Source organism: Bradyrhizobium sp. JYMT SZCCT0180, from assembly GCF_018130165.1.
In the GTDB taxonomy this organism is placed as follows: domain Bacteria; phylum Pseudomonadota; class Alphaproteobacteria; order Rhizobiales; family Xanthobacteraceae; genus Bradyrhizobium.
Genome location: NZ_JAFCLZ010000037.1, coordinates 42,105 through 68,918, shown reverse-complemented (window position 1 = coordinate 68,918; position 26,814 = coordinate 42,105). Strand labels below are relative to the sequence as shown.

At 62.2% G+C, this 26,814-nt stretch carries 28 protein-coding genes; 14 read left to right on the top strand and 14 right to left on the bottom strand.

Annotation, left to right across the window (positions count from 1 at the left end; translation table 11 throughout):
* Positions 1 to 409 precede the first annotated feature (409 nt).
* Both JQ641_RS36000 and JQ641_RS35995 read right to left on the bottom strand, forming a co-directional pair.
* The gene (locus JQ641_RS36000; protein WP_212001725.1) at positions 410 to 1,642 is read right to left on the bottom strand and encodes a multidrug effflux MFS transporter; all 1,233 of its coding nucleotides are present in this window, start codon (positions 1,640 to 1,642) and stop codon (positions 410 to 412) included.
* Positions 1,643 to 1,897: 255 nt separating this feature from the next.
* Positions 1,898 to 3,733: an aminopeptidase P family protein gene (locus tag JQ641_RS35995; RefSeq protein ID WP_212001722.1), complete on the bottom strand. Its 1,836-nt coding sequence runs from the start codon at positions 3,731 to 3,733 to the stop codon at positions 1,898 to 1,900.
* A gap of 284 nt (positions 3,734 to 4,017) precedes the next feature.
* On the opposite strand from JQ641_RS35995, the gene JQ641_RS35990 reads away from it, so the two are divergent.
* A complete protein-coding gene (locus tag JQ641_RS35990; protein WP_212001719.1) occupies positions 4,018 to 4,212 on the top strand; it encodes a hypothetical protein in 195 nt (64 codons plus the stop codon).
* Positions 4,213 to 4,276: 64 nt separating this feature from the next.
* Here the strand turns inward: JQ641_RS35990 and JQ641_RS35985 are convergent, their stop codons facing one another.
* Entirely contained in the window at positions 4,277 to 5,167 is an 891-nt protein-coding gene (locus JQ641_RS35985) for a 50S ribosomal protein L11 methyltransferase (RefSeq protein WP_212001717.1), read from the bottom strand.
* Between the two features lie 172 nt (positions 5,168 to 5,339).
* On the opposite strand from JQ641_RS35985, the gene JQ641_RS35980 reads away from it, so the two are divergent.
* Positions 5,340 to 5,504: a Flp family type IVb pilin gene (locus JQ641_RS35980; protein WP_192738052.1), complete on the top strand. Its 165-nt coding sequence runs from the start codon at positions 5,340 to 5,342 to the stop codon at positions 5,502 to 5,504.
* 456 nt (positions 5,505 to 5,960) lie between these two features.
* Entirely contained in the window at positions 5,961 to 6,125 is a 165-nt protein-coding gene (locus tag JQ641_RS35975) for a hypothetical protein (RefSeq protein ID WP_212001715.1), read from the top strand.
* Between the two features lie 41 nt (positions 6,126 to 6,166).
* Here JQ641_RS35975 and JQ641_RS35970 read toward each other — a convergent pair whose 3' ends face one another.
* Complete coding sequence (locus tag JQ641_RS35970) at positions 6,167 to 7,768, bottom strand: phytoene desaturase family protein (RefSeq protein ID WP_212001713.1); 1,602 nt, start codon at positions 7,766 to 7,768, stop codon at positions 6,167 to 6,169.
* Between the two features lie 176 nt (positions 7,769 to 7,944).
* Between JQ641_RS35970 and JQ641_RS35965 the strand changes: the two genes are divergently transcribed.
* From JQ641_RS35965 to JQ641_RS35955, 3 genes are all read left to right on the top strand, one after another.
* A complete protein-coding gene (locus tag JQ641_RS35965; protein WP_212001711.1) occupies positions 7,945 to 10,230 on the top strand; it encodes a spermidine synthase in 2,286 nt (761 codons plus the stop codon).
* A gap of 66 nt (positions 10,231 to 10,296) precedes the next feature.
* On the top strand, positions 10,297 to 10,722 hold the full coding sequence (locus JQ641_RS35960; RefSeq protein ID WP_212001709.1) for a YeeE/YedE family protein: 426 nt from the start codon (positions 10,297 to 10,299) through the stop codon (positions 10,720 to 10,722).
* Between the two features lie 3 nt (positions 10,723 to 10,725).
* Positions 10,726 to 11,190, top strand: coding sequence for a DUF6691 family protein (locus tag JQ641_RS35955; protein ID WP_212001707.1), 465 nt, complete (start codon positions 10,726 to 10,728; stop codon positions 11,188 to 11,190).
* Here the strand turns inward: JQ641_RS35955 and JQ641_RS35950 are convergent.
* The 4 genes from JQ641_RS35950 to JQ641_RS35935 form a co-directional block, all read right to left on the bottom strand.
* Complete coding sequence (locus tag JQ641_RS35950; RefSeq protein WP_212001704.1) at positions 11,174 to 11,977, bottom strand: L,D-transpeptidase; 804 nt, start codon at positions 11,975 to 11,977, stop codon at positions 11,174 to 11,176. The genes JQ641_RS35955 and JQ641_RS35950 overlap by 17 nt on opposite strands.
* A gap of 282 nt (positions 11,978 to 12,259) precedes the next feature.
* On the bottom strand, positions 12,260 to 13,021 hold the full coding sequence (locus tag JQ641_RS35945) for an ABC transporter permease (protein ID WP_192738047.1): 762 nt from the start codon (positions 13,019 to 13,021) through the stop codon (positions 12,260 to 12,262).
* The gene (locus JQ641_RS35940) at positions 13,018 to 13,941 is read right to left on the bottom strand and encodes an ABC transporter ATP-binding protein (RefSeq protein WP_212001733.1); all 924 of its coding nucleotides are present in this window, start codon (positions 13,939 to 13,941) and stop codon (positions 13,018 to 13,020) included. Before JQ641_RS35940 ends, JQ641_RS35945 begins: the two co-directional genes overlap by 4 nt.
* 137 nt (positions 13,942 to 14,078) lie before the next feature.
* Entirely contained in the window at positions 14,079 to 14,708 is a 630-nt protein-coding gene (locus tag JQ641_RS35935; protein WP_249151130.1) for an OmpA family protein, read from the bottom strand.
* Between the two features lie 1,524 nt (positions 14,709 to 16,232).
* On the opposite strand from JQ641_RS35935, the gene JQ641_RS35930 reads away from it, so the two are divergent.
* A complete protein-coding gene (locus JQ641_RS35930) occupies positions 16,233 to 16,604 on the top strand; it encodes a cupin domain-containing protein (protein ID WP_212001702.1) in 372 nt (123 codons plus the stop codon).
* 318 nt (positions 16,605 to 16,922) lie between these two features.
* Here the strand turns inward: JQ641_RS35930 and JQ641_RS35925 are convergent, their stop codons facing one another.
* Positions 16,923 to 18,233, bottom strand: a complete 1,311-nt coding sequence (locus tag JQ641_RS35925) for an adenylate/guanylate cyclase domain-containing protein (RefSeq protein WP_212001698.1) — start codon at positions 18,231 to 18,233, stop codon at positions 16,923 to 16,925.
* Positions 18,234 to 18,504: 271 nt separating this feature from the next.
* Here JQ641_RS35925 and JQ641_RS35920 point away from each other — a divergent pair, with 271 nt between their 5' ends.
* Complete coding sequence (locus tag JQ641_RS35920; RefSeq protein ID WP_212001696.1) at positions 18,505 to 19,716, top strand: NAD(P)/FAD-dependent oxidoreductase; 1,212 nt, start codon at positions 18,505 to 18,507, stop codon at positions 19,714 to 19,716.
* Between the two features lie 236 nt (positions 19,717 to 19,952).
* On the opposite strand, the gene JQ641_RS35915 is transcribed toward JQ641_RS35920, so the two are convergent.
* Positions 19,953 to 21,617 (bottom strand): thiamine pyrophosphate-binding protein, encoded by a 1,665-nt coding sequence (locus tag JQ641_RS35915; protein WP_212001694.1) that lies wholly within the window; start codon positions 21,615 to 21,617, stop codon positions 19,953 to 19,955.
* A 157-nt stretch (positions 21,618 to 21,774) separates the two neighbouring features.
* Between JQ641_RS35915 and JQ641_RS35910 the strand changes: the two genes are divergently transcribed.
* Positions 21,775 to 22,029 (top strand): hypothetical protein, encoded by a 255-nt coding sequence (locus JQ641_RS35910; protein ID WP_212001692.1) that lies wholly within the window; start codon positions 21,775 to 21,777, stop codon positions 22,027 to 22,029.
* A gap of 143 nt (positions 22,030 to 22,172) precedes the next feature.
* Positions 22,173 to 22,619, top strand: coding sequence for a hypothetical protein (locus JQ641_RS35905; protein ID WP_212001689.1), 447 nt, complete (start codon positions 22,173 to 22,175; stop codon positions 22,617 to 22,619).
* Positions 22,620 to 22,815: 196 nt separating this feature from the next.
* On the opposite strand, the gene JQ641_RS35900 is transcribed toward JQ641_RS35905, so the two are convergent.
* A complete protein-coding gene (locus tag JQ641_RS35900) occupies positions 22,816 to 23,061 on the bottom strand; it encodes a hypothetical protein (RefSeq protein ID WP_212001687.1) in 246 nt (81 codons plus the stop codon).
* Between the two features lie 195 nt (positions 23,062 to 23,256).
* Here JQ641_RS35900 and JQ641_RS35895 point away from each other — a divergent pair, with 195 nt between their 5' ends.
* The gene (locus JQ641_RS35895) at positions 23,257 to 23,454 is read left to right on the top strand and encodes a hypothetical protein (RefSeq protein WP_212001685.1); all 198 of its coding nucleotides are present in this window, start codon (positions 23,257 to 23,259) and stop codon (positions 23,452 to 23,454) included.
* A gap of 45 nt (positions 23,455 to 23,499) precedes the next feature.
* The gene (locus JQ641_RS35890) at positions 23,500 to 23,667 is read left to right on the top strand and encodes a hypothetical protein (RefSeq protein ID WP_212001683.1); all 168 of its coding nucleotides are present in this window, start codon (positions 23,500 to 23,502) and stop codon (positions 23,665 to 23,667) included.
* Between the two features lie 57 nt (positions 23,668 to 23,724).
* On the opposite strand, the gene JQ641_RS38320 is transcribed toward JQ641_RS35890, so the two are convergent.
* Positions 23,725 to 24,141 (bottom strand): DUF6894 family protein, encoded by a 417-nt coding sequence (locus JQ641_RS38320; protein ID WP_249151126.1) that lies wholly within the window; start codon positions 24,139 to 24,141, stop codon positions 23,725 to 23,727.
* A 948-nt stretch (positions 24,142 to 25,089) separates the two neighbouring features.
* Here JQ641_RS38320 and JQ641_RS35880 point away from each other — a divergent pair.
* Positions 25,090 to 25,230, top strand: a complete 141-nt coding sequence (locus JQ641_RS35880) for a hypothetical protein (RefSeq protein WP_212001681.1) — start codon at positions 25,090 to 25,092, stop codon at positions 25,228 to 25,230.
* A 30-nt stretch (positions 25,231 to 25,260) separates the two neighbouring features.
* On the opposite strand, the gene JQ641_RS35875 is transcribed toward JQ641_RS35880, so the two are convergent.
* On the bottom strand, positions 25,261 to 25,941 hold the full coding sequence (locus tag JQ641_RS35875; RefSeq protein WP_212001679.1) for a Crp/Fnr family transcriptional regulator: 681 nt from the start codon (positions 25,939 to 25,941) through the stop codon (positions 25,261 to 25,263).
* 89 nt (positions 25,942 to 26,030) lie between these two features.
* On the opposite strand from JQ641_RS35875, the gene JQ641_RS35870 reads away from it, so the two are divergent.
* Positions 26,031 to 26,333 carry a hypothetical protein gene (locus JQ641_RS35870; protein ID WP_212001677.1) on the top strand — a complete coding sequence of 101 codons (303 nt, stop codon included), beginning with the start codon at positions 26,031 to 26,033 and terminating at the stop codon, positions 26,331 to 26,333.
* 69 nt (positions 26,334 to 26,402) lie between these two features.
* On the opposite strand, the gene JQ641_RS35865 is transcribed toward JQ641_RS35870, so the two are convergent.
* Positions 26,403 to 26,774, bottom strand: a complete 372-nt coding sequence (locus tag JQ641_RS35865) for a nuclear transport factor 2 family protein (RefSeq protein ID WP_212001675.1) — start codon at positions 26,772 to 26,774, stop codon at positions 26,403 to 26,405.
* Positions 26,775 to 26,814 lie beyond the last annotated feature (40 nt).

Sequence of the window (26,814 nt, the reverse complement as noted above, 5' to 3'; positions counted from 1 at the left end):
GAGTCAACCAAGAACTCGTCTCCGGGGAGATCACGGCATAAGCCGTAAAGCCATTGCGCAGGGAAGGCCGGGTGTTCTCCGCTGCCCTGTATGCTCGTGTGCACTTTGTTTTGTGCAAACCGCACGCGAGACCGCGGGTGCAGCGCGCACCCGGTCTTCCCTGCGCCCTCTCGATGAGAGGGCGCGAAGTTACTTGCAAACCTCGGGCGCATCGCGCCGCGAGATCGCGAAGTCATATTCAGTGTCATCGTCCGCGAAGGCGGACGATCCAGTATTCCAGAGACGTCAATGATAGAACCGATAAGCCGCGGCGTACTGGGTCCCCCGCTTTCGCGGAGGACGACAGTAGCGTTCGTCGAGTCATCCTGCGCTATCTCACAGCATCCCCGTTCTTCCACCTTCGCCTGGCTTACGGCACCTTCCTTCGCGGCACGATGAAGATCATCGTCGAGGCGCAGGCGATCGAGATCGCGAAGATCGCGGCGGTGAGCGGCAGCGTCGTGGCGGAATGGCCGCCGAGATAGGCACCGAATTGCGACACCAGCGAGCCGATCCCCATCTGCAAAAATCCCATCGCGCCGGATGCGGTGCCGGCGGCTTCGGGGCGGACGCTGAGCGCGCCGGCCGCCGAGTTCGACATCACGAAGGCGTTGGCGACCATCACGATCATCTGGGTGCCGAACAGGATGGCAGGCGCCTGGTTGGTCCCCGCAAGACTCCACACCAGATTGAGCAGGCTGCCGCCGAGCTGCAGCGCCAGCCCGAACCAGATCAGTTTCTCCAGCTGATAGCGCGGCGAAAAGCGCACGCAGAAGAGGTTGCCGACCAGATAGGCGAAGCCGGTTGCCGCAAACCACGCGCCATACTCGGCGCTGGTGCGGCCCATCTGCGTCACCACGATATAGGGCCCGCCGCCGGCGAAGGCAAAAATGATCTGCGAGGCCAGCACCTGGCACAGTGCATAGCCGATGAACGCCCGCGACGTGATCAGGCCGCCGACATCGCGGCGAAAGCTGCTGCCGGCGGTGCGCTCGCGGCGGGTTTCCGGCAGCATGATCGCGATGCCAACCGTGATCGTCAGCGATGCCGCCGTAATCAGATAGAAGATCGCGCGCCAGCCGAACGCGGTTTCCAGCAGGCCGCCGGTCAGCGGGCTCAGCATCTGCGCGATCATCATGACCGCGATCACGAGGCTGATCATGGAGCTGATGCGCTCGCGGCTGTAGAGATCGCGGATGATGGCGCGGCTGACCACCATGCCGGTGGCGCCGCCCAGCGCCTGCAGGAAGCGCGCGGCGATCAGTTGCGGCAGGGTTTCGGCGAAGATGCAGCCCACGCTGGCCGCGACCATCAAAGCGAGCCCGCACAGCAGCACCGGGCGGCGCCCGAAGCGGTCCGACAGCGGCCCCATGATGATCTGCGAGCAGGCGATGCCGACCATGAACAGCGACACCGTCATCTGCGCGATCGAAATATCGCGCCCGAACGTCGTCGCCAGCACGGGCAGCGCCGGCACCAGCAAGTACAGCGAGATCGGCGCGACGCCCGTCATCGCGACGAGCATCAGCAGCATGATCTTCGACGTCACGATGCCGCCGGTATCGCCAGCAGTACCGGGCGGCTTGCCCATCACGCCATGCATTCAGGTCCGATCCGTTGTGTGAATTGGACTGTAGCGGGATGGCTCACGGCGAATACGGCCGTTTCGGCATGCGGCTATGCCGGGATCGGGAGGCGGTGTGATGATGTTTCGTCCCGCGCAACAAAGTCAGTGTCGTCACCCGCGAAGGCGGGTGATCCAGTATCCTAGAGGCTTGAGTTTCAAATCGAGAGGCCGCGGCGTACTGGGTCCCCCGCTTTCGCGGAGGACGACAGTCGGAGGGACTGGGGGCGACTATTAAAGCGGCAGCAGCGCTGCCGTCGCGTCGTCCAGCCACAGCTTCGTCGCGTTGTCATCGAGGTGCGGGCGTACCTCGCGGTTGACGCGTTCGTGGTAGTCGTTCAGCCATTTCAGTTCGGTCGGGCTCAGCATGTGCACGTCGATCAGGCGGCGGTCGATCGGGGCCAGCGTCAGCGTCTCGAACGCGTTGATCGGTTTTTCGGCGCCGGCAACGTCAGTGCCGACGACCAGTTCGAGATTTTCGATCCGGATGCCGTAAGCGTCGGTCTTGTAGTAGCCGGGTTCGTTGGACAGGATCATGCCGCGCTTCAGCGGCGTGGTGCCGAGCTTGGAAATCCGCGCCGGGCCCTCATGCACCGACAGATAGCTGCCGACGCCGTGGCCGGTGCCGTGTTCGAAATCGAGACCGGCGGCCCAAAGATATTGCCGCGCGAAGCTGTCGAGCTGGGCGCCGGTGGTGCCGTCGGGGAAGACCGCGCGCGCGATCGCGATATGGCCGCGCAGCACCCGGGTGAAGCGGTCGCGCATTTCGTCCGTCGGCTCGCCGATCGCGATGGTGCGGGTGACGTCGGTGGTGCCGTCTTCATATTGCGCGCCGGAATCGATCAGCAGGAGATCGCCGGACGAAATCCGCCGGTTGCTCTTGCGGGTGACGCGGTAGTGCACGATGGCGCCGTTCGGCCCGGTGCCGGCAATCGTGGGAAACGAAACGTCCTTCAGGGCGCAGGTCTGGCGGCGGAAGGTCTCCAGCGCCTCGACGGTGTCGATCTCGGTCAGCGCGCCCGACGGCGCCTCGCGGTCGATCCAAGCCAGAAACCGCGTCAGCGCCACCGCGTCGCGCTGATGCGCGGTACGCGTGCCTTCGATCTCGGTGATGTTCTTCACCGCCTTGAGCAGCGCCACGGGATCGCTGCCGCGCACCGGCTTGCCGCCGGCGGCGGCGATCAGGCGGCTCAACGCATCGGCCGCGGTGGCGTTGTCGAGCGCGATCGCGGCGCCCTTGTGCGCGAGTTCGGTCAGCATCGGCGTCAGCGCGCCAGACTCCCGGACATCGGCGGATTGTTCCAGATGGTCGCGCGACAAATTCGAGAGCTTGCGGTGGTCGATGAAGATGGTGGGACGACCGTCCTTCGGCACCAGCGCGTAGGACAACGGCAGCGGCGTATGCGAGACGTCGGCGCCGCGGATGTTGAAGGTCCAGGCCACCGCGTGCGAATCCGACAGCACCAGCGCGTCGACGCCGAGTTTTGCGATCTCCAGCCGGATGCGCTTGAGCTTCTCGGCTTCGATCTCGCCGGAAAATTGCGCGCCGTGAATCGCAACCGGGCCGAGCGGCGGGGCGGGGCGTTCGGTCCACACCGCGTCGAGCGGGTTGTTGTCCACCGCGACCAGCTCCGCGCCGGCCTTGGCGCAGGCCGCTGCCAGCCGCTCGGCTGCCGCCGAAGTATGCAGCCATGGGTCAAAACCGAGGCGGTCGCCGGGGCTAAGATGCTTCGCCAGCCAGTGCTCCGGCGGCGGATCGGCCAGCGGCTCGATATGCCAGGCCTTGCGGTCGACCTGCTTGGCGGCCTGCAGCGTGTAGCGGCCGTCGACGAAAACAGCGGCTTCCTTGGTCAGGACGGCCGCCATGCCGGCCGATCCGGTGAAGCCGGTAAGCCAGGCCAGCCGCTCTTCCGATGCCGGCACATACTCGTTTTGCTGCTGGTCGGCACGGGGAATCACGAATCCGGTCAGCTTGCGCCGCGCCAGTTCCTCGCGGAAGGCGGCCAGGCGTGCCGTCAGGGCTATGCCGCTTTCGGGCTCTTCGAATGTCTGGAAATGGGCTTCGAACATCGCCGGCTCGCTCTGGGGTTGGGTGCAGGTCCGCACAACATAGAGCGTTTTCCAGCGAAGTGGACACCGGTTCGCGTCAAGAAAACGCGTCAAACCAAGAATCTAGAGCCCCGTTCCGATTCAATCGGAACGGAGAAGGCTCTAGCCATAATTTGGCATAATCTGTGCTTCAATATCCATGTCCGCGTTAGATCGGAAGGAACGGTTTGCCCGGCAAGCCGTTCACGTGAGGCTACCAGGGGAAATTCCAGGAGTGTTTCATCTCAACGAAGAGGGGATACACGATGCCTGCTTTTATGTTTGAGAAGATCTCGCCGCCCGTCCGCCGCGGCCCGGCCCCTCCGATCGCCAACAAGAAGCAACGCGGCGTCATCGTCCAGATGCTGGACCGGTTCGTCGAGGCGCGCGTCAAACGCACCAGGCAGGACGAAGAAAAGGGCGTCATCGCCCGCTACAAGCCCCCTGAGCTTTCTGAGTAGGAGCGTTTTCGAGCGAAGTGGATCCGGTTCGCGTGAAGAAAACGCGTCAAAACCAAATGAGTTTCTAGCCCGCGTTGCGCAGCAGCAGGCTGCTCCAGCCTTCGATGCGCAGATGACGCACCGGCACCAGGCCGCGCGCACGATAGGCGGCTATCACCGAAGCCGCCTGCGGCGTCAGCAGTCCCGACAGGATAACCAGCGCCGATGGTGCCAGATGCCGCGCCATCGGCGTTGCCAATTCCCGCAACGGATTGGCGAGGATATTCGCCAGCACCAGATCGAACGGGCCAGCCTGCGCGAATTGCGGCGCCGAGAAGCCGGTGGCAGGGATCGCCTGCACCAGATGCCCGGCTTCGTTCAGCCGGGCGTTTTCCTGCGCAACCCGCACCGAGAGCGGATCGATGTCGCTGGCCAGCACGTTCTCCTGCAGCGCCTTGGCCGCCGCGATCGCCAGCACGCCGGTGCCGGTGCCGAGGTCGAGCACGCGCCGCGGCCGGTACGCCTTGAGGACATGATCAAGCAGCAGCAGGCAGCCGCGCGTGGTGCCGTGGTGGCCGGTGCCGAACGCCAGCGCCGCCTCGATCTCGATGCCGATCTTGTTGGACGGCACCCGCGCGCGGTCGTGATGGCCGTGCACGACAAAGCGCCCGGCGGGGACCGGGACCAGATCTTCCAGCGTCGCCTTGACCCAGTCCTTGGCCTCGACCGTGTCGAAGACGATGGTCTTCGCGGCTTCCTCGCCGGCGGCGTTGGTCACGAGCTGGCGCACCAGCGCCTGGTCCGGCGCGACGGCAAAATGCAAGATGACATCCCAGCGGCCGCCCGGACCCTCAAACGCGGCGATGGCGGCCTGCCCCTCAAAAAAGACTTCGGTAAGTATATCGACGACAAGTTTGGCGGCGGTCTCAGTGCCGACCGCGAAGGCCGCACGGGAGGTAGCAGGAGTGGATGTCATTGGGGAACCACGAGAAAACAGCGGAAAGCTCAAACTTGAGCAAATTTCGATACATAATATCGCGAAAAGTTCCGCCTAGGTGATTAGATCAATTTAGATTTTTACCCGTAGTTCCAAAGACAGGAACCGGGGGGCCTGGTTCCGTGTTTACGACAACAGAGGTTGAACCGCCATGAAGTCTCTCATTTTGTCGTTTTTCAAGGACGAAACAGGTGCCACGGCGATCGAATACGGCCTGATCGCCGCCGGAATTGCGATTGCGATCATCACGGCTGTGCAGGGCGTTGGCACCAAGCTCAGCGGCAACTTTGATAGCATCAGCACATCGTTGAAATAATTCGACGCAACTGCCGGTCCAATCGGCAGCACGTCTACCAACTTTTCCGGACCGGGCGCTTGGCGGCGTCCGGTCTTTTTCATTCAATTCAATTGCAAGCTGGCCCATCCCGAACTTTTCGCGCTTCGAGACGCGGCGGGCATTGGCCGCGCCTGCGCACAGCCTATCGGCCCTTAACGCAACGCCCATCCACAAGGTCATGCACCGGAACATACAGAGGACCTCCACAGGTTGCCCCGCCGTTCCGCACCGCCGATGCACCGATTTCTTCACCGGTCATCCACACATTGTCCACCGCGAAGCGATCGCAATTTTCAAGGCTTGTTAGCCAATTCACCGCCGATTCACAGCGTTTGCTGATCGACGCTGGGTCGGGGGATGCGGGAACCGGGCGTTAAACGGGCGCATGCCAGGATCGCTGCCGTAAATAAGAATATTAACAAGGGAGGAATTGAAATGGCCAAGATTACGGCAGTTATTGCAGTCATGTGCGCCGTGTGCGCTTTCGTCAGCTATCCGTCGGCTGAAGAGCGCCGCCAGTCCGCGATGGAGACGATCTCACCGTTGGCGATGGCGCAGGCCGCGCGGGTGCTTCCGGCGGAAGCCTACGACGCCATCTAACCCACCGAGCAGGCGCGGCACCGCTAACGGTGTTGCGCCTCTCAACCAAACAGTGCGCGGTGATCGCCCAGGATCACCTTGGCGGCGTTGTGGCCGGGGGCGCCGGTGACGCCGCCGCCGGGATGGGCGCCTGAGCCGCAATGGTAGAGGCCCTTTAGCGGCCCGCGGTAATCGGCATGGCCCAGCATCGGCCGCGCCGAGAACAGCTGGTTCAGCGTCAGCGCGCCGTGAAAGATATCGCCGCCGAGCAGACCGAACTGTCGTTCCAGATCGAGCGGCGACAGCACCTGTCGGCCGACGACGCTTCCCGCAAAGCCCGGCGCATATTTGTCCACCGTCGCGATCATCAGGTCGGCCACTTCCTCAGCGTAGTCATCCCACGATTTTCCGTCCGGCAATTGCGGCGCGACGTGCTGGCAGAACAGGCTCGCGACATGCTGGCCGGGCGGGCAGAGCGAATCGTCGAGCGTCGAGGGGATCAAGAGCTCGACCACCGGCTCGCGGCTCCAGCCGCGCGCGCGGGCGTCCTGCCAGGCGCGGTCCATGTAATCGAGACTGGGGGCGAGGATGATCCCGGCCGTCAGATGATCGCCTTCGCCCGGCAGCGCCGTGAACGAGGGCAGGGCGCTCAGCGCCACATTCATCCGGAAGGTGCCGGAGCCGTTGCGCCAGTGGGTGATGCGTTCGAGGAATTCCGGCGCCAGCGCTTCTCGTGGCACGAGGCGCGTGTAGAGCAATTTCGGATTGACGCCGGAGACGACGTATTTCGCGCGCACGGTTACGCCATTGTCGAGGATGACACCAACCGCGCGGCCGCCTTCGACCATCACCTCGCGCACGCCGGCATCGAGTTCGATGTCGGCGCCATGGCCGCGCGCCGCGCGCGCCATCGCCTGCGTGATCGCGCCCATGCCGCCGATGGCGTGGCCCCACACGCCCTTCTTGCCGTTCACCTCGCCGAACGCATGGTGCAGCATCACGTAAGCGGAGCCCGCCGCGTAGGGGCTGGCGTAATTGCCGACGATGGCGTCGAAGCCGAACAGCGCTTTTACGAGGTCGCTCTCGAAGCGTTCGTCCAGCATTTCGCCGGCCGAGCGGGTGAACAGATCGAGCAGGCTGCGCTGCTGTTCCAGCGACAGCTTTTTCAGGATGCTGGCGGTGCCGAGCGCGTTGAAAGTCTCGCGGATCGCGCCGAGGCTGAAGCCTTCGACGATGTTCGGCGGGGCGCGTAGCACCAGTTGCCGCAATACATCCGCAATGCCCTCCAGTTCGCGGCCGAACGCATCGATGCGATCGGCGTCGCGCGGGCTCAATCTGGTGACTGAATCCCGGGTGCGGCCTTCGCCGGTGAGGAGATAGCTGCCATCGGGCGCGGGCAGGAAATTCTGCGCGCGGCGTTCGACGATGCGCAGGCCGTGCTCGGCCAGCTTCAGATCGGTGATGATCTGCGGATTGAGCAGGCTGACGGTGTAGGCGGCCACCGAATTGCGGAATCCCGGGTGGAATTCCTCGGTCACCGCGGCGCCGCCGACCACCTTGCGCCGCTCCACCAGTTTCACGCGCAGTCCGGCCATCGCGAGATAGGCCGCGCAGGTGAGGCCGTTATGCCCCGCACCGATGATGACGACGTCCGTTTCGTTCATGTGCGCTTCAAGAAGGTTTGATTAAGCCGTGCCGTTGCGCCGCCCCGGCGTCCCCTCAATCCACCATTTTGCGGTTCCTTGCTAGCCTTGTTGCCATATGCTCCATTAAACGTCTCTGGCGCTTCCATGCCGGAATTCCGCCCTCCGGCGCCCGCCGGGTCCATGCCGGAGCTCTCATGAGCCTTTCTGAACCGTCCGCCGCCACGGACCTGTCGTCCGATTCCCGGAACCGGATGGTTCTGGTGGTCTACACCGCGGCGATCTTCGTCAGCGCGCTGCTGCTGTTCTCGGTGCAGCCGCTGTTCACCAAGATGGTGCTGCCGCGGCTCGGCGGTTCGCCGGCGGTGTGGTCGGTGGCGATGGTGTTCTTTCAGTCGCTGCTGCTGGGCGGCTATGCCTATGCGCATTTTCTGATGCAGCTCCGCAACCGCGCCGTCCCTGTGGCCGTGCATCTGGTGCTGCTGGTCGTTGCGATGCTGACGCTGCCGCTGTCGATCTCGAGCGGCTGGGGCGAGCCGCCGAATTCGGGCTATGCGGTCTGGCTGCTGGGTCTGTTTGCGGTATCGATCGGGCTGCCGTTCTTTGCGCTCGCCGCCAACAACCCGCTGCTGCAGGCCTGGTTCGTTCGCACCGGCCATCCCAGCGGGCCCGATCCTTACTTTCTCTATGCGTCCTCCAACATCGGCAGTTTCCTTGCGCTGTTGTCCTATCCGGTGCTGCTGGAGCCGATGTTTACGCTCCGCGCGCAAAACCTGATCTGGACCGGCGGCTATGGCCTGCTGATCGCGTTGATCGCAAGCTGCGCAATATTGCTGCTGCGTTCGCCGGCCAATGCAGCTGACCTGAACATGCCGGCCGACGATGCGGATGCGCCGGCGCCGTCATGGACGACGCGCGCGCGCTGGATTTTCCTCGCGGCGGTGCCGTCGGGTCTGCTGATCGCGGTGACCGCGCATATCTCCACCGACGTTGCCGCGGCCCCCTTATTATGGGTGCTACCGCTGTCGCTGTATCTGCTGACCTGGGTGCTGGTGTTCCAGTCGCGGCCGCTGCTGCCGCACAAATGGATGTTGCTAGCGCAGCCGCTGGCGATCGCCGGCGTCGTCGTGCTGCTTGCCTTCGGCGGCGAGCAGAACTTGCTGCTGACGCTCGGCGGGCATCAATTGTGTTTCTTCGTCATCGCAATGGCCTGCCATGGCGAACTGGCGCGGACGCGGCCGGCCGCCAAATATCTCACCGGCTTCTATGTCGCGCTGTCGTTCGGCGGCATGGTCGGCGGCCTCTTCGCAGGCCTGATCGCCCCCTTCACCTTTTCCTGGATCGCCGAATATCCGATCCTGCTGGCACTGGCGGCGTTGTGCCGGCCGACGGGAAACGAACGATTGCCGCGCTGGAGCGCCTGGTACTGGCCGTTCCTCGCCGTACTGGCCGTGGCGTTGATCGCGCCGTCCTGGTCGCCTGGCACGGTCATGCACTGGCTCGATGAACGCCGGGTCTGGATGATCGGCGCGGTCGGCGTGCTGTCGGCATTGCTGGCGCTTGGGCTGAACGCCAGCCGCTGGAAGATCTTTGCAACCGTGGTGGTGGCGCTGATACTGCTGCGCGCATACCCGTCCGATGACGGCCGGGTGGAAACCGTGCGCAGCTTCTTCGGTGTCCACAAGATCGTGGTGACGTCGAACGGCCAGTATCACGTACTGATGCATGGCACCACGATCCACGGCGCCGAGAAATTCAAGAACGATGACGGCACGCCAGTGACCGGTCGGCCCGAGCCGATCACCTACTACCACAAGGATGGCGGCATCGGGCAGGCGATCACGGCGGTGCGCGAGCGGAAAGGGGCCGCGCTGCGGGTTGCTGTGATCGGGCTTGGCTCCGGCACGCTGACCTGCGCCTCGTTGCCGGGCGAGGACTGGAAGTTCTTCGAGATCGACCAGACGATGGTCGACACCGCGCGTGATCCGAAATATTTCACCTATATCAGCAAGTGCGAGCCGGACCTGAAGCCGGTGATCGGCGATGCGCGGCTGACCTTCGCGCGCGAGCCGAACGGTGTCTATGACCTGATCATCGTCGACGCCTATTCGTCGGATGCGATCCCGATTCATCTGGCGACCGAAGAGGCGATGGAGATCTACAAGGAAAAGCTGGCGCCGCAGGGTGTGGTCGCGATGCACGTTTCCAACCGGCATCTCGAACTCTCCAGCGTCGTGGTCGGCATTGCGGATGCCAACGACCTGAAGAGCTGGGTCTACAGCGAGGATTCCGGCCGCGACGCTGAGTACATCTTCTCGACCTCGGTGGTGGTGTCGGCGCGGCACGAGGCCGACGTCGGCGCGCTCGCATCATCGGACAAATGGGCCGAGACCGAAGCCGAAGACCACCAGCGGGTATGGACCGACGACTATTCCAACGTGCTGGGCGCCGTTTGGCGCCGGATGCGTGACGGCGACCAGTAGGCCCATTGCGATAATTCATTGCGGGTCTATGGTTTGGTACGCCCGCAACAGCAACGGAATTTCGCGATGGCCAATTTCACTCCCGTGTCGGCTGCGATCGGCGGCGCGCTGATCGGCCTTTCCGCCGTGCTGTTGATGCTGCTGACCGGCCGGATCGCCGGCATCAGCGGCATCTTCGCGGGGCTCCTGAATATCAGGAGCGAGGACAAGGCCTGGCGCATCGCCTTCATCGCGGGGCTGATGCTGGTCCCCGTTGTTGCCGGATGGATCGGCTACGGCATGGCGCCGCCCAAGCTGCCGGCCAGCTGGGCCGTCATCGTGGCGGCGGGGCTATTGGTTGGTTTCGGCACGCGGCTCGGCGGTGGCTGTACCTCCGGCCACGGCATTTGCGGGATTGGACGGCTGTCGCCGCGCTCGATCGCGGCGACCATCGTCTTCATGGTGACGGCGGTCGCAACCGTGGCCGTCACCCGCCACGTGCTGGGAGGCTGAGCCATGGAAATCATATCGCGCATCATCGCGCCGTTGTTGTGTGGCCTGATCTTCGGAGCCGGCTTGCTCGTCTCGGGAATGGTGCAGCCGACCAAGGTGCTCGCATTCCTCGATATCTTTGGTGTGTGGGATCCAAGCCTCGCCGTGGTGATGGCGGCGGCATTGGCTGTCGCCACTCCCGGCTTCATGCTGGCAAGACACCGCGCGCGGCCGGTGCTGGCCGGGCAGTATTTCTGGCCGGGTAAATCCGACATCGATGCGCCGCTGGTGCTGGGCGCAGGAATGTTCGGAGTAGGGTGGGGTCTCGTCGGATTGTGCCCGGGACCGGCGCTGGAGAGCCTGGCGACGCTGTCGCCGGGCGTGGTTGTGTTCGTCGTGGCGATGGCCAGCGGGATGATTCTGCACGACACATGGCAGGCGTCGCGGCCACCCTTGCAACGACAAGTCTCGGTCAATCCTGATAGGTGAACAGCCCGCGCCGCTGGTAATAAGGCTGCGGCTGCGGTTGGTAATAGCCCTGCGGCGCCGGCGCGTAGCCGCGGTTGTCATAATATTGTTGCTGCGGCTGCGGATAGGCCTGGGCGCCGTAGAGGCGGCGGTCGCGCGGCGCCGGATAACGCGCCTCGCTGGAACTGCCGTCGGCCGGATAGATATAGCCGTCGTCAGCGCGACCCTGCGGCGCCATACCAGCCTGCGGCGCCATGCCGGGCTGCGGCGTGATCACGACGGGATCGCCGGCGGCGTTGGACTGCTGCTCATATTGCTGCGGCGGAGCACGGCGTGCGACGGCGTTGGTGCGCGGCCGCGGATTGCGCGCCAATGCCACCTGGGATGAGCCGGTCAGCGTCACCGTGGTGTTGAGCACGCCTTGCTCCTGCACCAGCGCATAGAGCTTCGCGGCGTTGTCGCGCGACAGCCGCACGCAGCCATGCGAGGCGGGCGAGCCGAGCCGGCCCACGGAATCGGTGCCGTGAATGGCGTGGCCGACCTTCGTGAAGAAGATCGAATGCGGCATCGGCGCTTCGTCGAATTCCTTGGAATAATGATCCGCTTCCATGCGGAAGGCGCGGAAGCTGCCGTTCGGCGTTTCATACGATGGAAGTCCGCTCGACACCGGCCAGCGATAGCGCTCGACGCCATCGACGGCGACGGTCATCTGCTGGCTATCCTTGTCGACGGTGATGGCGACTTTGGCCTGCGCGGCGCTGGTCATGAACAGCATCAGGCAGGTAGCGGCAACGAGGAAGGAACGCATTTTACCTTTGGCCTCCAGGCCATTTTACCAAAGCGCCATGGATGCAGGCGCCGCAGCTCTCCGTCCCCCGGCATCCAATATGCCCGGAATCCGGTCGCCGTTCCAGCGGCCTGCGTGAGGCATCGTTAATGCGCCCCACGGCGCAAACAAGGCGGAGAGGGGGCTGAATCACGCTGATAGTGCTGACTTTTTCGCGAGCGCGCGGGCTCGACGAGGCGAGCCCAGGATCTCGAGATCCCCGGTTCGCGCTAAGCGCGCCCGGGGATGACGCGCTTTCGCGCGTCAATTCTTGAGCCGATACCCTGTCCTGAAGATCCACCACACCATCACCATGCACACCGCGAGGAATCCGAGCGTCATGCCGAGGCTCAGGGCGACGCTGACGTCGGCGATTTCGTAAAAACTCCAGCGGAAACCGGAGATCAGATAGACCACCGGATTGAGCAGCGTGATGGTGCGCCAGCCCGAAGGGAGCATGCTCACCGAGTAGAAGCTGCCGCCGAGGAAGGTCAGCGGCGTCACCACCAGCATCGGGATCATCTGCAGTTTTTCGAAACCGTCGGCCCAGATGCCGATGATGAAGCCGAACAGGCTGAAGGTCACCGCCGTCAGCACCAGGAAGGTCAGCATCCACCATGGATGCATGATGTGCAGCGGCACGAACAGGGCGGCGGTGGCGAGGATGATCAGGCCGAGGATGATCGATTTGGTGGCGGCGGCGCCGACATAACCCAGCACGATCTCGAAATACGACACCGGCGCCGACAGCAGTTCATAGATCGTGCCGACGAATTTCGGGAAGTAGATGCCGAACGAGGCGTTGGCGATGCTCTGCGTCAGGACCGACAGCATCACCAGCCCCGGCACGATGAAGGTGCCGTAGCTGACGCCGTCGACCTCGGTGATGCGCGAGCCGATCGCGGCGCCGAACACCACGAAATACAGCGAGGTGGAAACCACCGGCGAGACGATGCTCTGCAGCAGCGTGCGCCAGGTGCGCGCCATTTCGAACAGGTAGATGGCCTGAACCGCGCGCCAGTTCATGGTGCCCTCACCAGGCTGACGAAGATGTCTTCCAGCGACGATTGCGTGGTGTCGAGGTCGGAGATGCGGATGCCGGCGTTGCGGAGGTCGCTCAGCAGGCTGGTGATGCCGGTGCGATCGCCCTTGGTGTCGTAATTATAGGTTATCTCGCGGCCGTCCCCCGACAGTTCGAGATTGTAGGCGGCAAGCGCTGGCGGGATCGCCTCGACCTTGCTCTGCAGATACAGCTTGAGATGCTTCTTGCCGAGTTTTTGCATCAGACCGGCCTTGTCCTCGACCAGGATGATCTCGCCCTTGTTGATGACGCCGATGCGGTCGGCCATCTCTTCGGCCTCTTCGATGTAATGCGTGGTCAGGATGATGGTGACGCCGGCGACCTGCAGTGCGCGCACCACTTCCCACATGCCCTTGCGCAGTTCGACGTCGACGCCCGCGGTCGGCTCGTCGAGGAACAGGATCTGCGGCTCGTGCGACAGCGCCTTCGCAATCATCACACGGCGCTTCATGCCGCCGGAAAGCGTGATGATCTTGGAGTCCTTCTTGTCCCACAGCGACAGGTCCTTCAGCACCTTTTCGATATGGGCCGGATTCTTCGGCTTGCCGAACAGGCCGCGGCTGAAGCTGACGGTCGCCCACACCGTTTCAAAGGAGTCGGTGTGCAGTTCCTGCGGCACCAGCCCGATCAGCGAGCGCGCGGCGCGGTAATCCCTGTTGATGTCGTGGCCGTCGACGGTGACGCGGCCTTCGCTCAAGTTCGCGATGCCGCAGATGATTGATATCAGCGTGGTCTTGCCGGCGCCGTTCGGGCCCAGCAGCGCGAAAATCTCGCCGCGACGGATATCCAGGTTGATGCCGTTCAGCGCCTTGAAGCCCGAACCATAGGTCTTGGACAGGTTGGCGACGGAAATGATCGGGGACATGGAGAGCATGGTCGCAGTCTGATCTGAAATTGTGGCACGGCGCTGCGGCCGCGCTAGCGCGGGCGGGGGCAGCGGGAACTCAGAGATAGGAATGCGCTGATCGTTTCGCAATCGGCGAATAGAATTATTATCTCTTGCTACTGCTTTTTCTTGGCCGGCTTTTTCGCGGCCGCGCCTTTTGCCGCCGCGGCCGGCTCGGCCTGCTCGGGCACTTTCGCCAGCGTCATGATCTGCGTCTGCGCGTTGACGGGTCCGTTGGGACGGGCGGGATCGAGCAGCTGTTCCTCGCCGAGTCCGACCGACTGCAGCCGCTTTGCCGAGATCTTGAAGGTGTTGACCAGGATGTCGCGGATCGCGTCGGCGCGGCGCTGGCTGAGGAAGACGTTGTGGTCGCGCCGGCCGGTCGATTCGACATGGCCGACGATCAGGAAGGTGTAGTTCAGCAGTGCGGAATTAACCAGCGTATCGGCCAGCCGTCCGATGGTCTGATAGGATTCCGGCTTCACGATCGGGGTGTCGGTATCGAACTGGATGTCGACATTGAAGCTCGGCAGCTTGTTCAGTTCGGGCGCGATCGGCGGCCTTTTGTTCGGCGGCGGCTCGTTCTTGCCCCGCTGTTTCGAGCGCTCGAGGACCTGCTGGCGCAGCGCGGGGATGTCCAGCTCAAGCGGCGTTTCCAGCCCGCTGAGCTTGGTTGCGACGTCGTCCTGCGCCCGGTAGCCGACATCGGCGATGGACTTGGTGCATCGCGCGCTCACGGTCGGCAACGCCAGCAGGCAAGCCAGGGATTTGAACACCTCGCGTCCCTTGCCGCCGCATTTCTTGACGACTTCGAACTCGCATTCCCGCCCGACGGTGGCGCGCGCCGCGATGCGTTTCTGGATCGCATCGAACGCCCGGGGATAATCGGTCTTGCACGCCGCCGACATCACGTCCTGGTTGCGGTAGAGACACTCCTTCAGGCGGGTGGAGTCGATATTGACGCCGCGGCAATTGGCGGTGATGTCAGGGGCGCAGCTCTTGCCGAGGATGGCTGCCCCCTCGCCAAAGCTGATGGTCTGCGCCGACGCCAGCGAGGGCGCCGTGAGCGCAAGGATCAGCAGGATGGATTTGCCCCGGAACATGGCCGCATCTCAACCGATGAATCCGCCGTTGGTCAAGGGCTTGGGCGAACAGAATGCCGTTCTGTCATATTGTCCGTTGTTCATGGTGTTTCCCTTCGCTCGGCAAGCGGGCCCGTCGTGGTCCCGGCTGGAATACAGGGGTCGGGAGGTCGAGCCCGACCGACCATGCGGCTGTGTGATTCGGACTCGAATATCGAACAGCGAGGGGATGTGAATCCGAATTCTCGCGGCGTGCCCAGGTCCGGATTGGTCTTCGCAGGCAAGGGCAGGGATGGTGCGTCTCCATACGATTCTGTCATCCCCCGCGCATGCGGGGGATCCAGTACGCCGCGGCTTCTCGGTTCTATCATCGGCGTCTCTGGAATACTGGGTCGCCCGGTCAAAGCCGGGCGATGACACCTGAATATGTGTACGCGTTCTCGCGGCGCGATACGCCCGAGGTTTTGCGTCCGTTGGACCCTCCGAGGATTCAGAGGGCGCAGGGAATGCCGGGTGCGCGCTGCACCCGCGGTCTCGTGTGCGAATAGTGCAAAGCTGCACACGAGCATACAGGGCAGCGGAGGCACTCCGACATTCCCTGCGCAATGGCTTTACGGCTTATGCCGTGCTCTCCCCGGAGACGAGTTCTTAGGTGACTCCGTCGCTGCCGTTTCCGCTCACGCTTCTCCGACAGCTTGACGCCTGCAACGGGCGCCAGGACCACACGGTTTTGCCGTACGCTTAATCCACGCCGTCGTCAGACGTGAACCAGGCGTCCATCGCGACCCGCCCCTCGTTGTGACGATGGCCAACGCCCTCTGAGTGGGGCGGGATGGGCGAGAATGTGCCGCTGATTTGGGTCGAAGGGAAGGGAAACATTTTTGATTTTCGTAAATTTTTGACTTGACATGATTTCCGTAAATCAGAACTGATTTGCCCGTCGGGTTGATTTGTCGCAGTCGCCGTATCCAAATTGCTCTTGCGCGCGGGGCGACGCAGGTCCGCCGAGCGCAGGTGAATGACTTCCGGCGTGAGCCTTCAGTGTCGGTTTGGGCCTCTGCATGAAAACGCCCGCGCGCGTTTCACTCACTCAAAGTACTCGAAGTGCGGTAGCGTGCGTTGGGTCGACCCGCGTCCGAGCTGGCGCGAGGTGATCGACTACACAAAGGCATTTAAAGGAGGCGTCCAATGTTTCGATTGGCTTTAGCTCTCTTTTTCGCTCTCGCCGCAACGGCCAATGCCCAAACCGCTCGGACCGAATTGAAAAAGGCCGATTTAACCGGCACTAACATGGAAATCATCGTCAGCTTTGTGGAATTGAAACCAGGTGATACTTTGGCCAGGCATACCCATCACGGCGAGGAAGCTGTTTACGTGTTGGAAGGCGCCACCCTGCAGCTACCCGACGGAAAGGAACGCCCATTCCCGACCGGCGCAGCGGTGATTAACGCGCGCGACGTTCCGCATGCCGGCTTCAAGGTAGCGGGAGACAAAGTCCTAAGAATGCTGACGGTGCACATTGTGGACAAGGGCAAACCACTCAGCGAGCCGGCGCAATAGACCCAAGCGCGGGACGCCGCCCCGTAGGCCAAGGTGGTTCCAGAAATAACCTGCAGCACCGATGTTCAGCTTAACAAGCTTTGCCAAACCGCTACGACAGCGTGGATTGTCTCGCTCGGAAGTGCATACCGCATGCCCGGGCATCAGGTCGCGGCAAAGCCGCCAGATGTTTTCATCATTTGACGGCTTTGCTCGTTCCCGTCCGTCACCCGTTCGCGAACGCTATACCGGGAGTTCCATTTGATTGTCGCGAACATTGGATGCCTCCTTCAAAGTAAGAAGCCTTCCGCCTATAGCGACGCAGTCCGCCTTGCACCACTAACGTTCCGCCGCGAACAATCTGACCCTTTCTGTGATGCCTTTCAGGGAATGGCTACCTTCGTCATGAAACCTGATGTTTGATCCGGCGACAAGGTCACGGACTGTATTCGACACCAGAACCTGCCCGGGCTTTGCCATCGTCGCGACGCGCGATGCAATGTGGACCGCAATGCCGCTCAGATCATCATCGGCCATTTCGACCTCGCCGGTGTGAAGGCCGGCCCTTACCTGCAGTCCAAGAGCTTCGACGCCTTCATTGATCGCCAGAGCGCACCGGATTGACCGAGCCGGCCCGTCAAAGGTTGCCAGGAAGCCGTCTCCCATTGTTCGCACCTCATGCCCTCTATGTCGCGAGATCTCCCGCCGCACGAGCGCGTTGTGCCGATCAAGCACGTCGTGCCATGCACGATCTCCGATCGTCTCGGCGCGCTTGGTTGAGTTCACAATGTCAGTGAACAGAACCGTCGCGAGCACGCGATCAGATTCGATTGCCGACCGCGAGCCTGTCAGAAATTCTTCGACCTCATCCAATATCCGTTCTGTCGCGCCAGTCCACAACATGTGATCGCTGCCGGGCAACTCGAGATATTTCGCGTTTGGGATTTGCCGGGCCATGAACCGCCCCGCTTCAACGTTGACGCGAACGTCCCCTTGTCGATGTATGATGAACGTCGGCACTCGGATCGACGGAAGGATTGGACGCACATCGATTTCGCTGTTCATTCGCATAAGCGCGACAACTGCGGAGGGGCTTGCGCCCAGACGTTCAAAACGGGCCCATGACAGCTTGAACGTCTCATCTGATGCCACACTGGGGGCGAACAAACGGAGGCTCTCGCCGGTGCCCCAATTTTTCTCCAGGCGATCCAGGGCGGCATCGATCCTGTCCGGAGGTATAACCCACGAGAGAAAGTGGCCATATGTGCCGTAAAGGACCAACGCTCGGGTACGCTCCGGATAGGTTGCCGCGAACAGGACTGACATCGCGCCACCTTCGGAGATGCCGAACAGGGCAGCCTGTTGCGAGCCCACGGCGTCCATGACCGCGCGAACATCGTCCATGCGCTCTTCGAGGGTTGGCACACCAACCGTTCTGTCGGAAAGCCCGGTGCCGCGCTTGTCGAACATGATCAGGCGGGCGAAGGCCGCCAGGCGGGTCCAAACCCGCGCCCGATAAGGCTCTTCCCAGGCAACATCGAGGTTCGAAATGAAACCAGGAACGAACACGAGGTCGAACGGCCCTTCGCCGACGACCTGATAGGCGATGCGAACATCACCGCTCTTTGCGTATTGGGTTTTCGGGACCATTTGCGCATCACCTCACGTTAACGTGGCGTGATCGGCTTCATCGACTTCCCGGTGAGCAGGTTTGACGGAAACCCTACCAATTTGCCGCGGTATGCGGAAGTCAAAACCGCGTAGCCCGGCCTCAGGATGCGGTAATCGGCTGCCTCAACCAGATATCACACAAGCGAATTTGGATTTGCAGGTGAAGCTTGCCAAGTCTGGGCGGCGCGCACTTGGCTTGATTCCGGTCCGCTCACACGGTTAGCTTCCACCGAACGTCCGGAAAAATCACATGACGCGCATTGTTGTCCTTGGTGCTGGATTTGCGGGGCTGTGGGCCGCCCTGGGTGCTGCGCGCAAGCGTGACGAGATCGGCGCGCCGGCGGCGGATGTCGAGATACTGGTCGTCGACCGCAACCCCTACCACAACATCAGGGTTCGCAATTACGAGGTCGACATCGGCGAGGCGGCGATACGGCTGGCCGAACTGCTCGACCCGGTAGGCGTCGATCACAGGGTTGCCGAGGTGAGGGCGGTCGATCCCGCCCGGCAGCAGGTGAGCGTCACCACGAATAGCGGCAGCGAGGTCATCGCATACGATCGGCTGGTGCTGACGCTCGGCAGCCAGCTCGCGCGCCCCGCGGTGCCGGGGCTGGCGGAATACGGCTTCGACGTGGATAGTTATGCGGCGGCCGTCCGGCTCGAGGCGCACCTCGCCGCGTTGGGCGGGCAGGCGGATGCCGAAGGCCGCGCGACGGTGGTCGTCGTCGGCGCCGGATTTACCGGCATCGAAGTCGCGACCGAGATGCCGGGCAAGCTTGAAAAGGCAGGTCTCTCCGGCGGGCGACGCATTATTCTCGTCGATCCAAATCCCATTGTGGGCGTGACGCTCGGAGAACAAGCGCGCCCGATCGTCAGTGATGCACTGGCGGCGCTGGGTGTGGAAACGCGGCTCAACGCAAGGGTCACGGCGGTCGATGCGAATACCGTCGCGCTGAGCTCCGGCGAAGTCATCCCGACGCGGACGGTGGTGTGGTGCGGGGGGATGAGGGCAAGCCCGGTGGCGCAAACGATTTATGTCGAGCGCGATCGGCTTGGCCGCCTCCATGTGGATCAGTTCATGCGCCTCACCGGTGCGACAAACATCTTCGCCGCCGGCGATGTGGCTTCCTGCATCGTGGACGGCGAACATGCCACCGTGATGTCCTGCCAGTTCGCACGGCCGATGGGCCGCTTTGCCGGAAACAACGTTGTGGCTGATCTGCTCGGGCAAGCGATGCTTCCGCTTGACATCGATTGGTATGTCACCGTGCTCGATCTCGGCGCCTGGGGCGCGCTGCACACCGTCGGATGGGATCGCCAGCTGCACGCCTCCGGCGCCGCCGCCAAGGCGACAAAACAGATCATCAACCGGCAGCGGATCTATCCGCCGCGGACGGGCGTTCGCGCGGATATTCTCGCTGCCGCCGCGCCGACGGTGCAGAAGCCGCCGGCTGTGCGCTAAAGCGGGAGGAGTTTAGATCAGATAGCAGCCGCGAAGGGACTGCGCTCCCTCTCCCGCTTGCGGGGGAGGGCTGGGGTGGGGGTCTATCCACACGACGCGCTTTCCAAGTGGAGAGAGCCCCCACCCGCCGCGCTTCGCGCGTCGACCTCCCCCGCAAGCGGGAGAGGTGCACCGAGCTTGCCGCCTGACCGGTTCAAACAATTTCATTATGCTCGAGCACAGCAGATAACCTCCGCTCACCGCTTACCTTCGATGGCGATCTCGACCAGATAGGGACGATTTCCCGCCACGGCACGCTCGATGACCGCGGCAATGTCGTCGGCCTTTTCGACCCTGACGCCTTCGACGCCCATGCCGGCCGCCAGATGAACGAAATCGAGGTCCGGGCCCGTCAGGTCCATCTGCTGATAGGGATGCTGCGTTCCCGCCTCGAAGTTCTGACGCCAGACGTCGACGTTGTGCTTGAGGATGCGATATTGCCGGTTTGAAAGAATGACGAACACGATCGCGAGCTTGTGGTGGGCGGCGGTCCACAGCGCCTGAATGCTGTACATCGCCGAGCCGTCGCCGGAGACGGCGACCACCGGGCGATCCGGCATCGCGACCTTCACCCCGATCGCGCCGGAAAATCCCTGACCGATGCCGCCGCCGCGCCCGCCGAAATAATCACCGAAGCCGCGATAATCGAACGACCGCGCCATGTCGAGGCTGGCGGTGATGCTTTCGTCCACGATGACGACATTATCAGGCAGCCCCCGCCGGAGCTCGGCCGTCACTCGCGCCATCGAGCTCGGCTCGCGGTTCCAGGCTTTCTCGAGCCGCGCCCGGTGCGCCTCCCGATCGCGGGCGCTCAACTCGGCGAGCGCCTGATTGCGGCGCACTGCGGCGAGCTTGAATTCGGCGTTTTGCCGGCTGCTTATGGTCTTCGTCAGCGAGCCGATGCTGGCCGCCATGGCGCCGACGATGCCGCCGTCGAGGCGGTGATTGAACGCCAGACGCTCGGGCGATTCCTCGATCTGGACGACGACGGCGCCGTCGGGGAAATGGCTGCCTTCCGCATGCCAGATGTCCTCGAAGAACGGACCTCCCAGCAGCAGGACGAGATCGGTATCCGACAGGGCTTTGCGAACCTGCGCAGCGTCGGCCGGGAGCGATTGGCGGTAGTTCGGATGGCTGGTCGGAAACGGCGCATGGGCGCGCAACCCTTCGAACCAAACCGGCGCGCCGATCGCCTCCGCCAGTGCGACGAGCGCTTGAGAGGCCTCTGATCGGGCCACGTCATCGCCGGCAACGATGGTGGGCCGCTCTGATTTCAGGAGAAGCGAGGCCAATTCCTCGATACCTGCGGGGTCCGGCTGTGGCGAACGCCACAATTTATCTGAGGCGATCGCCTCGATATTGGTTTCCTGCTCCAGCACGTTGATCGGAAGCGAGACGAAAACCGGTCCCCTGGGCGCATCGGTCGCGACCTTGAAAGCGCGCCGCAGCACGGGCGCGAGCTCATCCGCACGTTCCACCTGCACGCTCCATTTGGTGACCGGCGCGGCCATGGCGACGAGGTCGTGGCCCAGCACCGGGTTGGCCAGCCGCATGCGCGTATCCTGCTGGCCGGCGGTCACGACGAGGGGCGAATTGGCCTTGAGCGCGCCGTAGATCGCGCCGATGGCATTGCCGAGCCCGGGAGCTACGTGGAGATTGGCAACCGAAGCGCGGCCGGTGGCCTGTGCATGGAAACTCGCCGCGCCGACCGCCACGCCCTCATGGAGGGTCATGACATATTCGATCTGCGGATAGCTCACCAGACTGTCCAGCAACGGCGTTTCTGTCGTCCCGGGATTGCCGAAGATGTGGCTCACGCCGTTCGACACCAGCGAATCCATCACTACACGCCGTCCGCGCATTACTTGCTCCCTTTCAGGTTGGTTTTTTGGGACGATAACACGCGCGCAGCATCGCGAGCGAGCTCCCGGGCGCGCATGTGGGTTCCTCCTGGCGCGCTTGTTTTTGGAACAAACCTGGGTCAGGCTGGTTTCGTTTTCTCAACTGGAGAACGCACCGATGAAGCTGTTCGTGACGGCGTTCGCTGCTGCACTTGCAAGCAGCACCTTTGCGCTTGCTGACACCCCCGTGACACCGGCCGAGGCCGAGAAGATCAAGGCTGTCCTGGAAGGCCTTGGCTGCACGGGCGGCAAGATGGAAAAGGAAACCGAGGCCAGCAGCTACTTTGAAGTCGATGACGCCAAATGCAGGGATGGGCAGTTCGACATCAAGCTCGACAAGGACTTCAAGCTGATCGCCATGACCCGCGATTAAGCGGGCGGGACAGACCTTTGGTGCCCGTCGGGTTGAAGTGGCCACGAGTTGACGCCGCCTAAACAGCCATCAAAAAGCTGGCGCCTGTGTCGCACCCCGCGCATTCGAACGTGCGCAGTTCGATGTGGGAGCCGCTTGGTTCGATGAGGGTCAGCTTCATCGGCCTGCCGCATGTGGCGCACGGCAGCTCCGTGGTTTGGAAATGGGTACAGCTCGGCGGTGGACGCGCGATTTTCATGGTTGCCTCTTTCGACCTCGGAAGCCTTGTTCAATCCTCCCGGTCGACGCCGCCAGCTCAGTTCAAGACGTTAAAGGCAGAGTTTGAATTGTCCAAACCGCGCCCTGGTCAGAGCTGTGTAGACATTACTCTGCTCGACGACATCGCAGCCCTGCGATCCGTCAACCTGGCGGAGGCCATCGTCATCGATAATAAACGTGTTCCATCATGTGCATCGATTGCAAGAGTAGGCGCGGCTTCGTATTTTCCTGCTTCTCAACGGATTTTGAATCGGCTGGGGACGATGCTGCAGCATCTATTCAGCGTGCGGGTTACCAAGGTTGCCGGATTTCTCCGCCCGACCTCGCCATAACTCTATGGCCGTAGTCCACGCTGCCCAGCCGAAAGGTCGAAGAGGGGATCTGGTCGGATTGGTCGAAACCAACAGACCGTTATGGCTAAGGTTCCCGGAATCCCCTGACAAAGGCAGGATTGATTTTCCAGACAGAGCGACATTGATCAGCGAACGCCGACTTATAGCCGTCCCAAAGCCGGGTCAGTTGGACGACTCAATCGTCGCGGGCGACCAAGCTGCCTTCGCTTGCGATCTGAATGGTGCGGTGGCCGAACATTTCAACCGCATACCGGAGCCCCCCGGCCTGATCCTTGAATATCGCAACGACCGTTCCCTCGGCGTGGTTGCTGAATGCTTGATGGACCTTGTCACCGATCACGAATCTGGAAGCCATGGCGAATCCTCCACGCGACAGGCTTTGCCTCCAGTCAGGCTTATGTGCGGCTTCTTTGCGATCCATAAGTTGTCCACGGCGATGTGAAGTGCCCGGGCTCGGTGCTAGGAGCAGACTCGGACGTGGGCGCTTAGAACTTCGCTCTCTAAAATGGGGACTGACGGATTCAATTTTTTCGGATTCATTTTTTCCGACTGAGCCAAATTGACCATGCGGTGTTGCCGAAGCAGGCCATACTCAGACCATGACCTGGAGGCGACAATGCTGACCCATCAAGAATTCGCATCGCTGCTTGCGGTTGGCCATACCGCCGTAAATGACCGTCCGGCGGTCATCCCTGCCGAACACAGCGCCCGACTGATCGCGTTAGGCTACATGGCCGATATCGCCGGCAAGTTGCGCCTAACCACACCGGGCAGAAATCGGATTGCTGCCGGAATCGCAGCCTTGGCCTCGTAGCGGCCCGTGACACCCTCATTACGCTAACCGCGTCGGCGTTTCGGGATGCGTCGTTTTCGGATGGTGGTCGTGCAGGTACGACGCCAGATGTTTTCCGACTACAATGTCACCGGCCACAGCGGCTTCGAACAGGTTCTCTTGCACGTCGCGAGGAAGCTCCGGCCACAATGCGAGCACGGCCTTGCCCAGCAAGCGCTCGAACTCGAGAGTTGAGTTAGTCAACATCATTGGACCAATCTATTCAAAGCGGGCAGGGGCAGTCGATCCTCCTCATTCCGGTTCGCGGTGAACGAACTCGCGATAAATCTCTTTTCCGCTTTCGTTGACAACCAATATCTCAAGGTCCTGGTCGTCCCGCAGGCTGTTGTCGCGGAAGTCCTGCGCGATCTCCTTGCAGTGGCTGATCGCTTCAGCATTGGTGTTGAACTCGATGCCGATGCGGTCTCGCATCGGGACGCCGTCTTTCATATCAAAAAAGAATTTTTGCATGGTGAATGCTCGATTGAACGGGATGGCCGCGTATTCGCGACGGGCGTCGATGGCGCGTTGATGCCATACGATTGCTTCGTCGATCCAGTAGTCATGACGTGTTGGATCCCCGTGCGCGTTCTCACGACAGGTTGACGCTTTGGCGATGCACTCGTTGCGCCGATACATCAGGCCACCAATCCGCCGCGATCCAACCATGCATCAGTCACCGCGCTTTCGATGATGTGCCGTTGAATCCTCCTGCAATGCGGGCAAGTAAACGTTCGCAGGTCCTGGCCCGTATCGCTCGGTTCGATAGCGGTCAACTTCATCGGAGAACCGCAAGCCGTGCATTGTGGACCCTGGCTTTGTCTTTGGAGCATGGACGTTACCTCAGTTCGGTGTTCTGAGTTCTCCCCCGAGCCATCCGACCACCTTCGATCGCGAGCAGAAATTGTTGGGATGATGTCATGATGCTTCCCTGCATGGGGCGGGAGCGTTCCAGAACTCTCAGTCACCGGTAGATGCCGAAGCGGGCCGGTGATGGAACCAGCTTGGCACTCCCCCGGTCCCCCGTCTGCTCCATTTTGCTCACATTCCGAAAGTTAACGAGTTGGAGCGCCTTTCAAACAGCGATGCACAAACGTCGCGTCCGGGGCCGTCCCAATCAGGACCCGGCACATCTGTTTCGCATTGTGGTCAAAATTGAGCAGCGCCAGAGGCCGGGATGTGCTGACATTTGCAAAGGACGGGCGCGCCATTCGGCTGCGCCCGGTTCTCACAGACCGGCCCCAGCAGGAAGCCAGCCCCGGGCTGGGGCCGCTCTCATCGCGGCGCGCCGGCCGATCACATCGCCATTGCGATCACCAGAAATCAACGAGGCCGCGGCGCGACGTCGTCTCGCGTTCACGGTCGAGCGTGGTGAATTTGGACAGAATGACCCCGGCGCTTGGGCTTGGGGGCTGGTCACGCCGGGGCCACGTCTGGGAACGGCGCCGTTGCGGACAGCGACGTTCGGCTTCAAGCCGATCACATTCGGGGCGGCGGCGCTGTTCTCTTTTGCTCATTTCCAATTATAGGGACCAGAAATCCGGCAAGGTTGAACGTTCCGAAAGCTTCTGGAACTTGTGCGAGGGGCGGCGGTTGGTTCGCTCACAGGAGAGTTCGATGCATAAAGATGGAAAGCAAATCGTCGAGACGGCGGTGGAGGCAAGAGGAGGTCTGTTGGGCAGACCGGTTCTCCTGGTGCTGATCGTGAGCTGCATTCTGGCAGTCGCCGCACTTGTCGTGACGTATTCAGGGGCGTGAAGAGGTCCGTTGAAGCGACGCGCTCGATCGTTACGGTTCGCGCTTGATCTCGGGTTTGTCGTACAGGACCGCATTCAACAATGAACTATTGACCTCAATTTTTCCGTTGTAGCTGATGAACCCGAGCTTGCGGAATTTGTTCATGAAGAAGCTCACCCGGGACCGGGTGGTGCCGATCATCTCGGCCAGGGTCTCCTGGCTGATATTTGGAGTGATCGGCTGGGGACTGCCTTCCTTGCCGAAATTCGCCAGCAGAAGCAGCAGGCGCGCCAACCGCTTTTCGCTGGAGTTGAAGAGCTGATCGATCAGGTCTTCCTCAATGCGGCTGTTGCGGGTCAACAAATAGGCCATGAACATCTCGGAAAACGTCGGTTGATCGTGAAGGGCCGCAAGCATCGCTGCCTTCGTGATACCGGTAACCAGGCAGTCTTCCATCGCGGTCGTGGTCGCGATCCGCACCGAATGGCCGTTCATGCAGCCTTCGCCAAAGAACTGGCCGGGTCCAAAAATCCCCACCACCGCCTCTTTGCCCTGCTCGGATATGACAACAACCTTGACCCGGCCGCTTTGAATATAAAAGACGGTGTCTGCCGCGTCGCCCTGGGCGAAGACGACCTGATCCTTTTGAAATTCAAGGATAGTCTTGCCCTCGCCCACGATGGCGAGAAACGCCTTGGGATCAAAGGCAGCCTGATTGGTGTTGTTGGCCATATCCGGTTTGGTCCCGTGGCAGGACATCTACCTTAGCCGTTTTGGCCGTAGCGGTCCGGAATTTAACTACGTCCGAGGCGACCCTACTTATGGTCATCCACGGCATGGGCGGCCAGCCACTTTTTGTCGCAGGCGAGCGAGCGCATCGAAGCCGCTATCTGCCGGTGCTCATTGCGGGCGGGCCCGGGCGACATGGAGCGCGAGTGCCTGATAAGCAGCCGGCGCAGTTCGTAAAGCTCCGCCATCGTGTAGCGTTTGGTTTCGACGGAGTTATTTTCCACAAGCTCGCGGGCCCATCTCATCTGCCTGATCTTCCGATGTGGGGTGACGATACCATCATGCCGCGTCGCAACACCGACTCGCTGGTCAAAATTGCTCACATTGCCAAATAACGGGAAGGGAACCCCCTCAGGGCATCCTGCGCACGCCGCATGAGGTCCGAGAAGTGCCCAAACCGTCTCTCAATCCACGATTTTCCAGTACGAGTCCTTGCGGATCACCTTGCCGTCGCGGAACGTATAGAAGTCGCAGCCCTGGACTTCCTTTCGCGTGCCCTCGCGGGTGGTGCCCGTGAGGGTCCATTTCGAGATGCCGGTGTCGGCAGCCGCATCCACAAAATGCGCATCGTTGCCGTAATGGACGTCGGGCAAGCCCTCAAAGCGTGTCGCCAGCGCTTCCCGTACATTCCGCTTGCCCTCGAAACGGGAGCCCCACGGGCTGCTTCCCCTCGGCATCTCCAGCACGCAATCGTCAGAAAAGCATGCCATGATGCGATCGAGATCGTGCGCGTTGAAGGCTTCACACAGCTCCTTCAGTGCGGCGCGAATGTCCATTTGCCGTCTCCATCCCGTTTGGACAGTCCTGCATGCACGC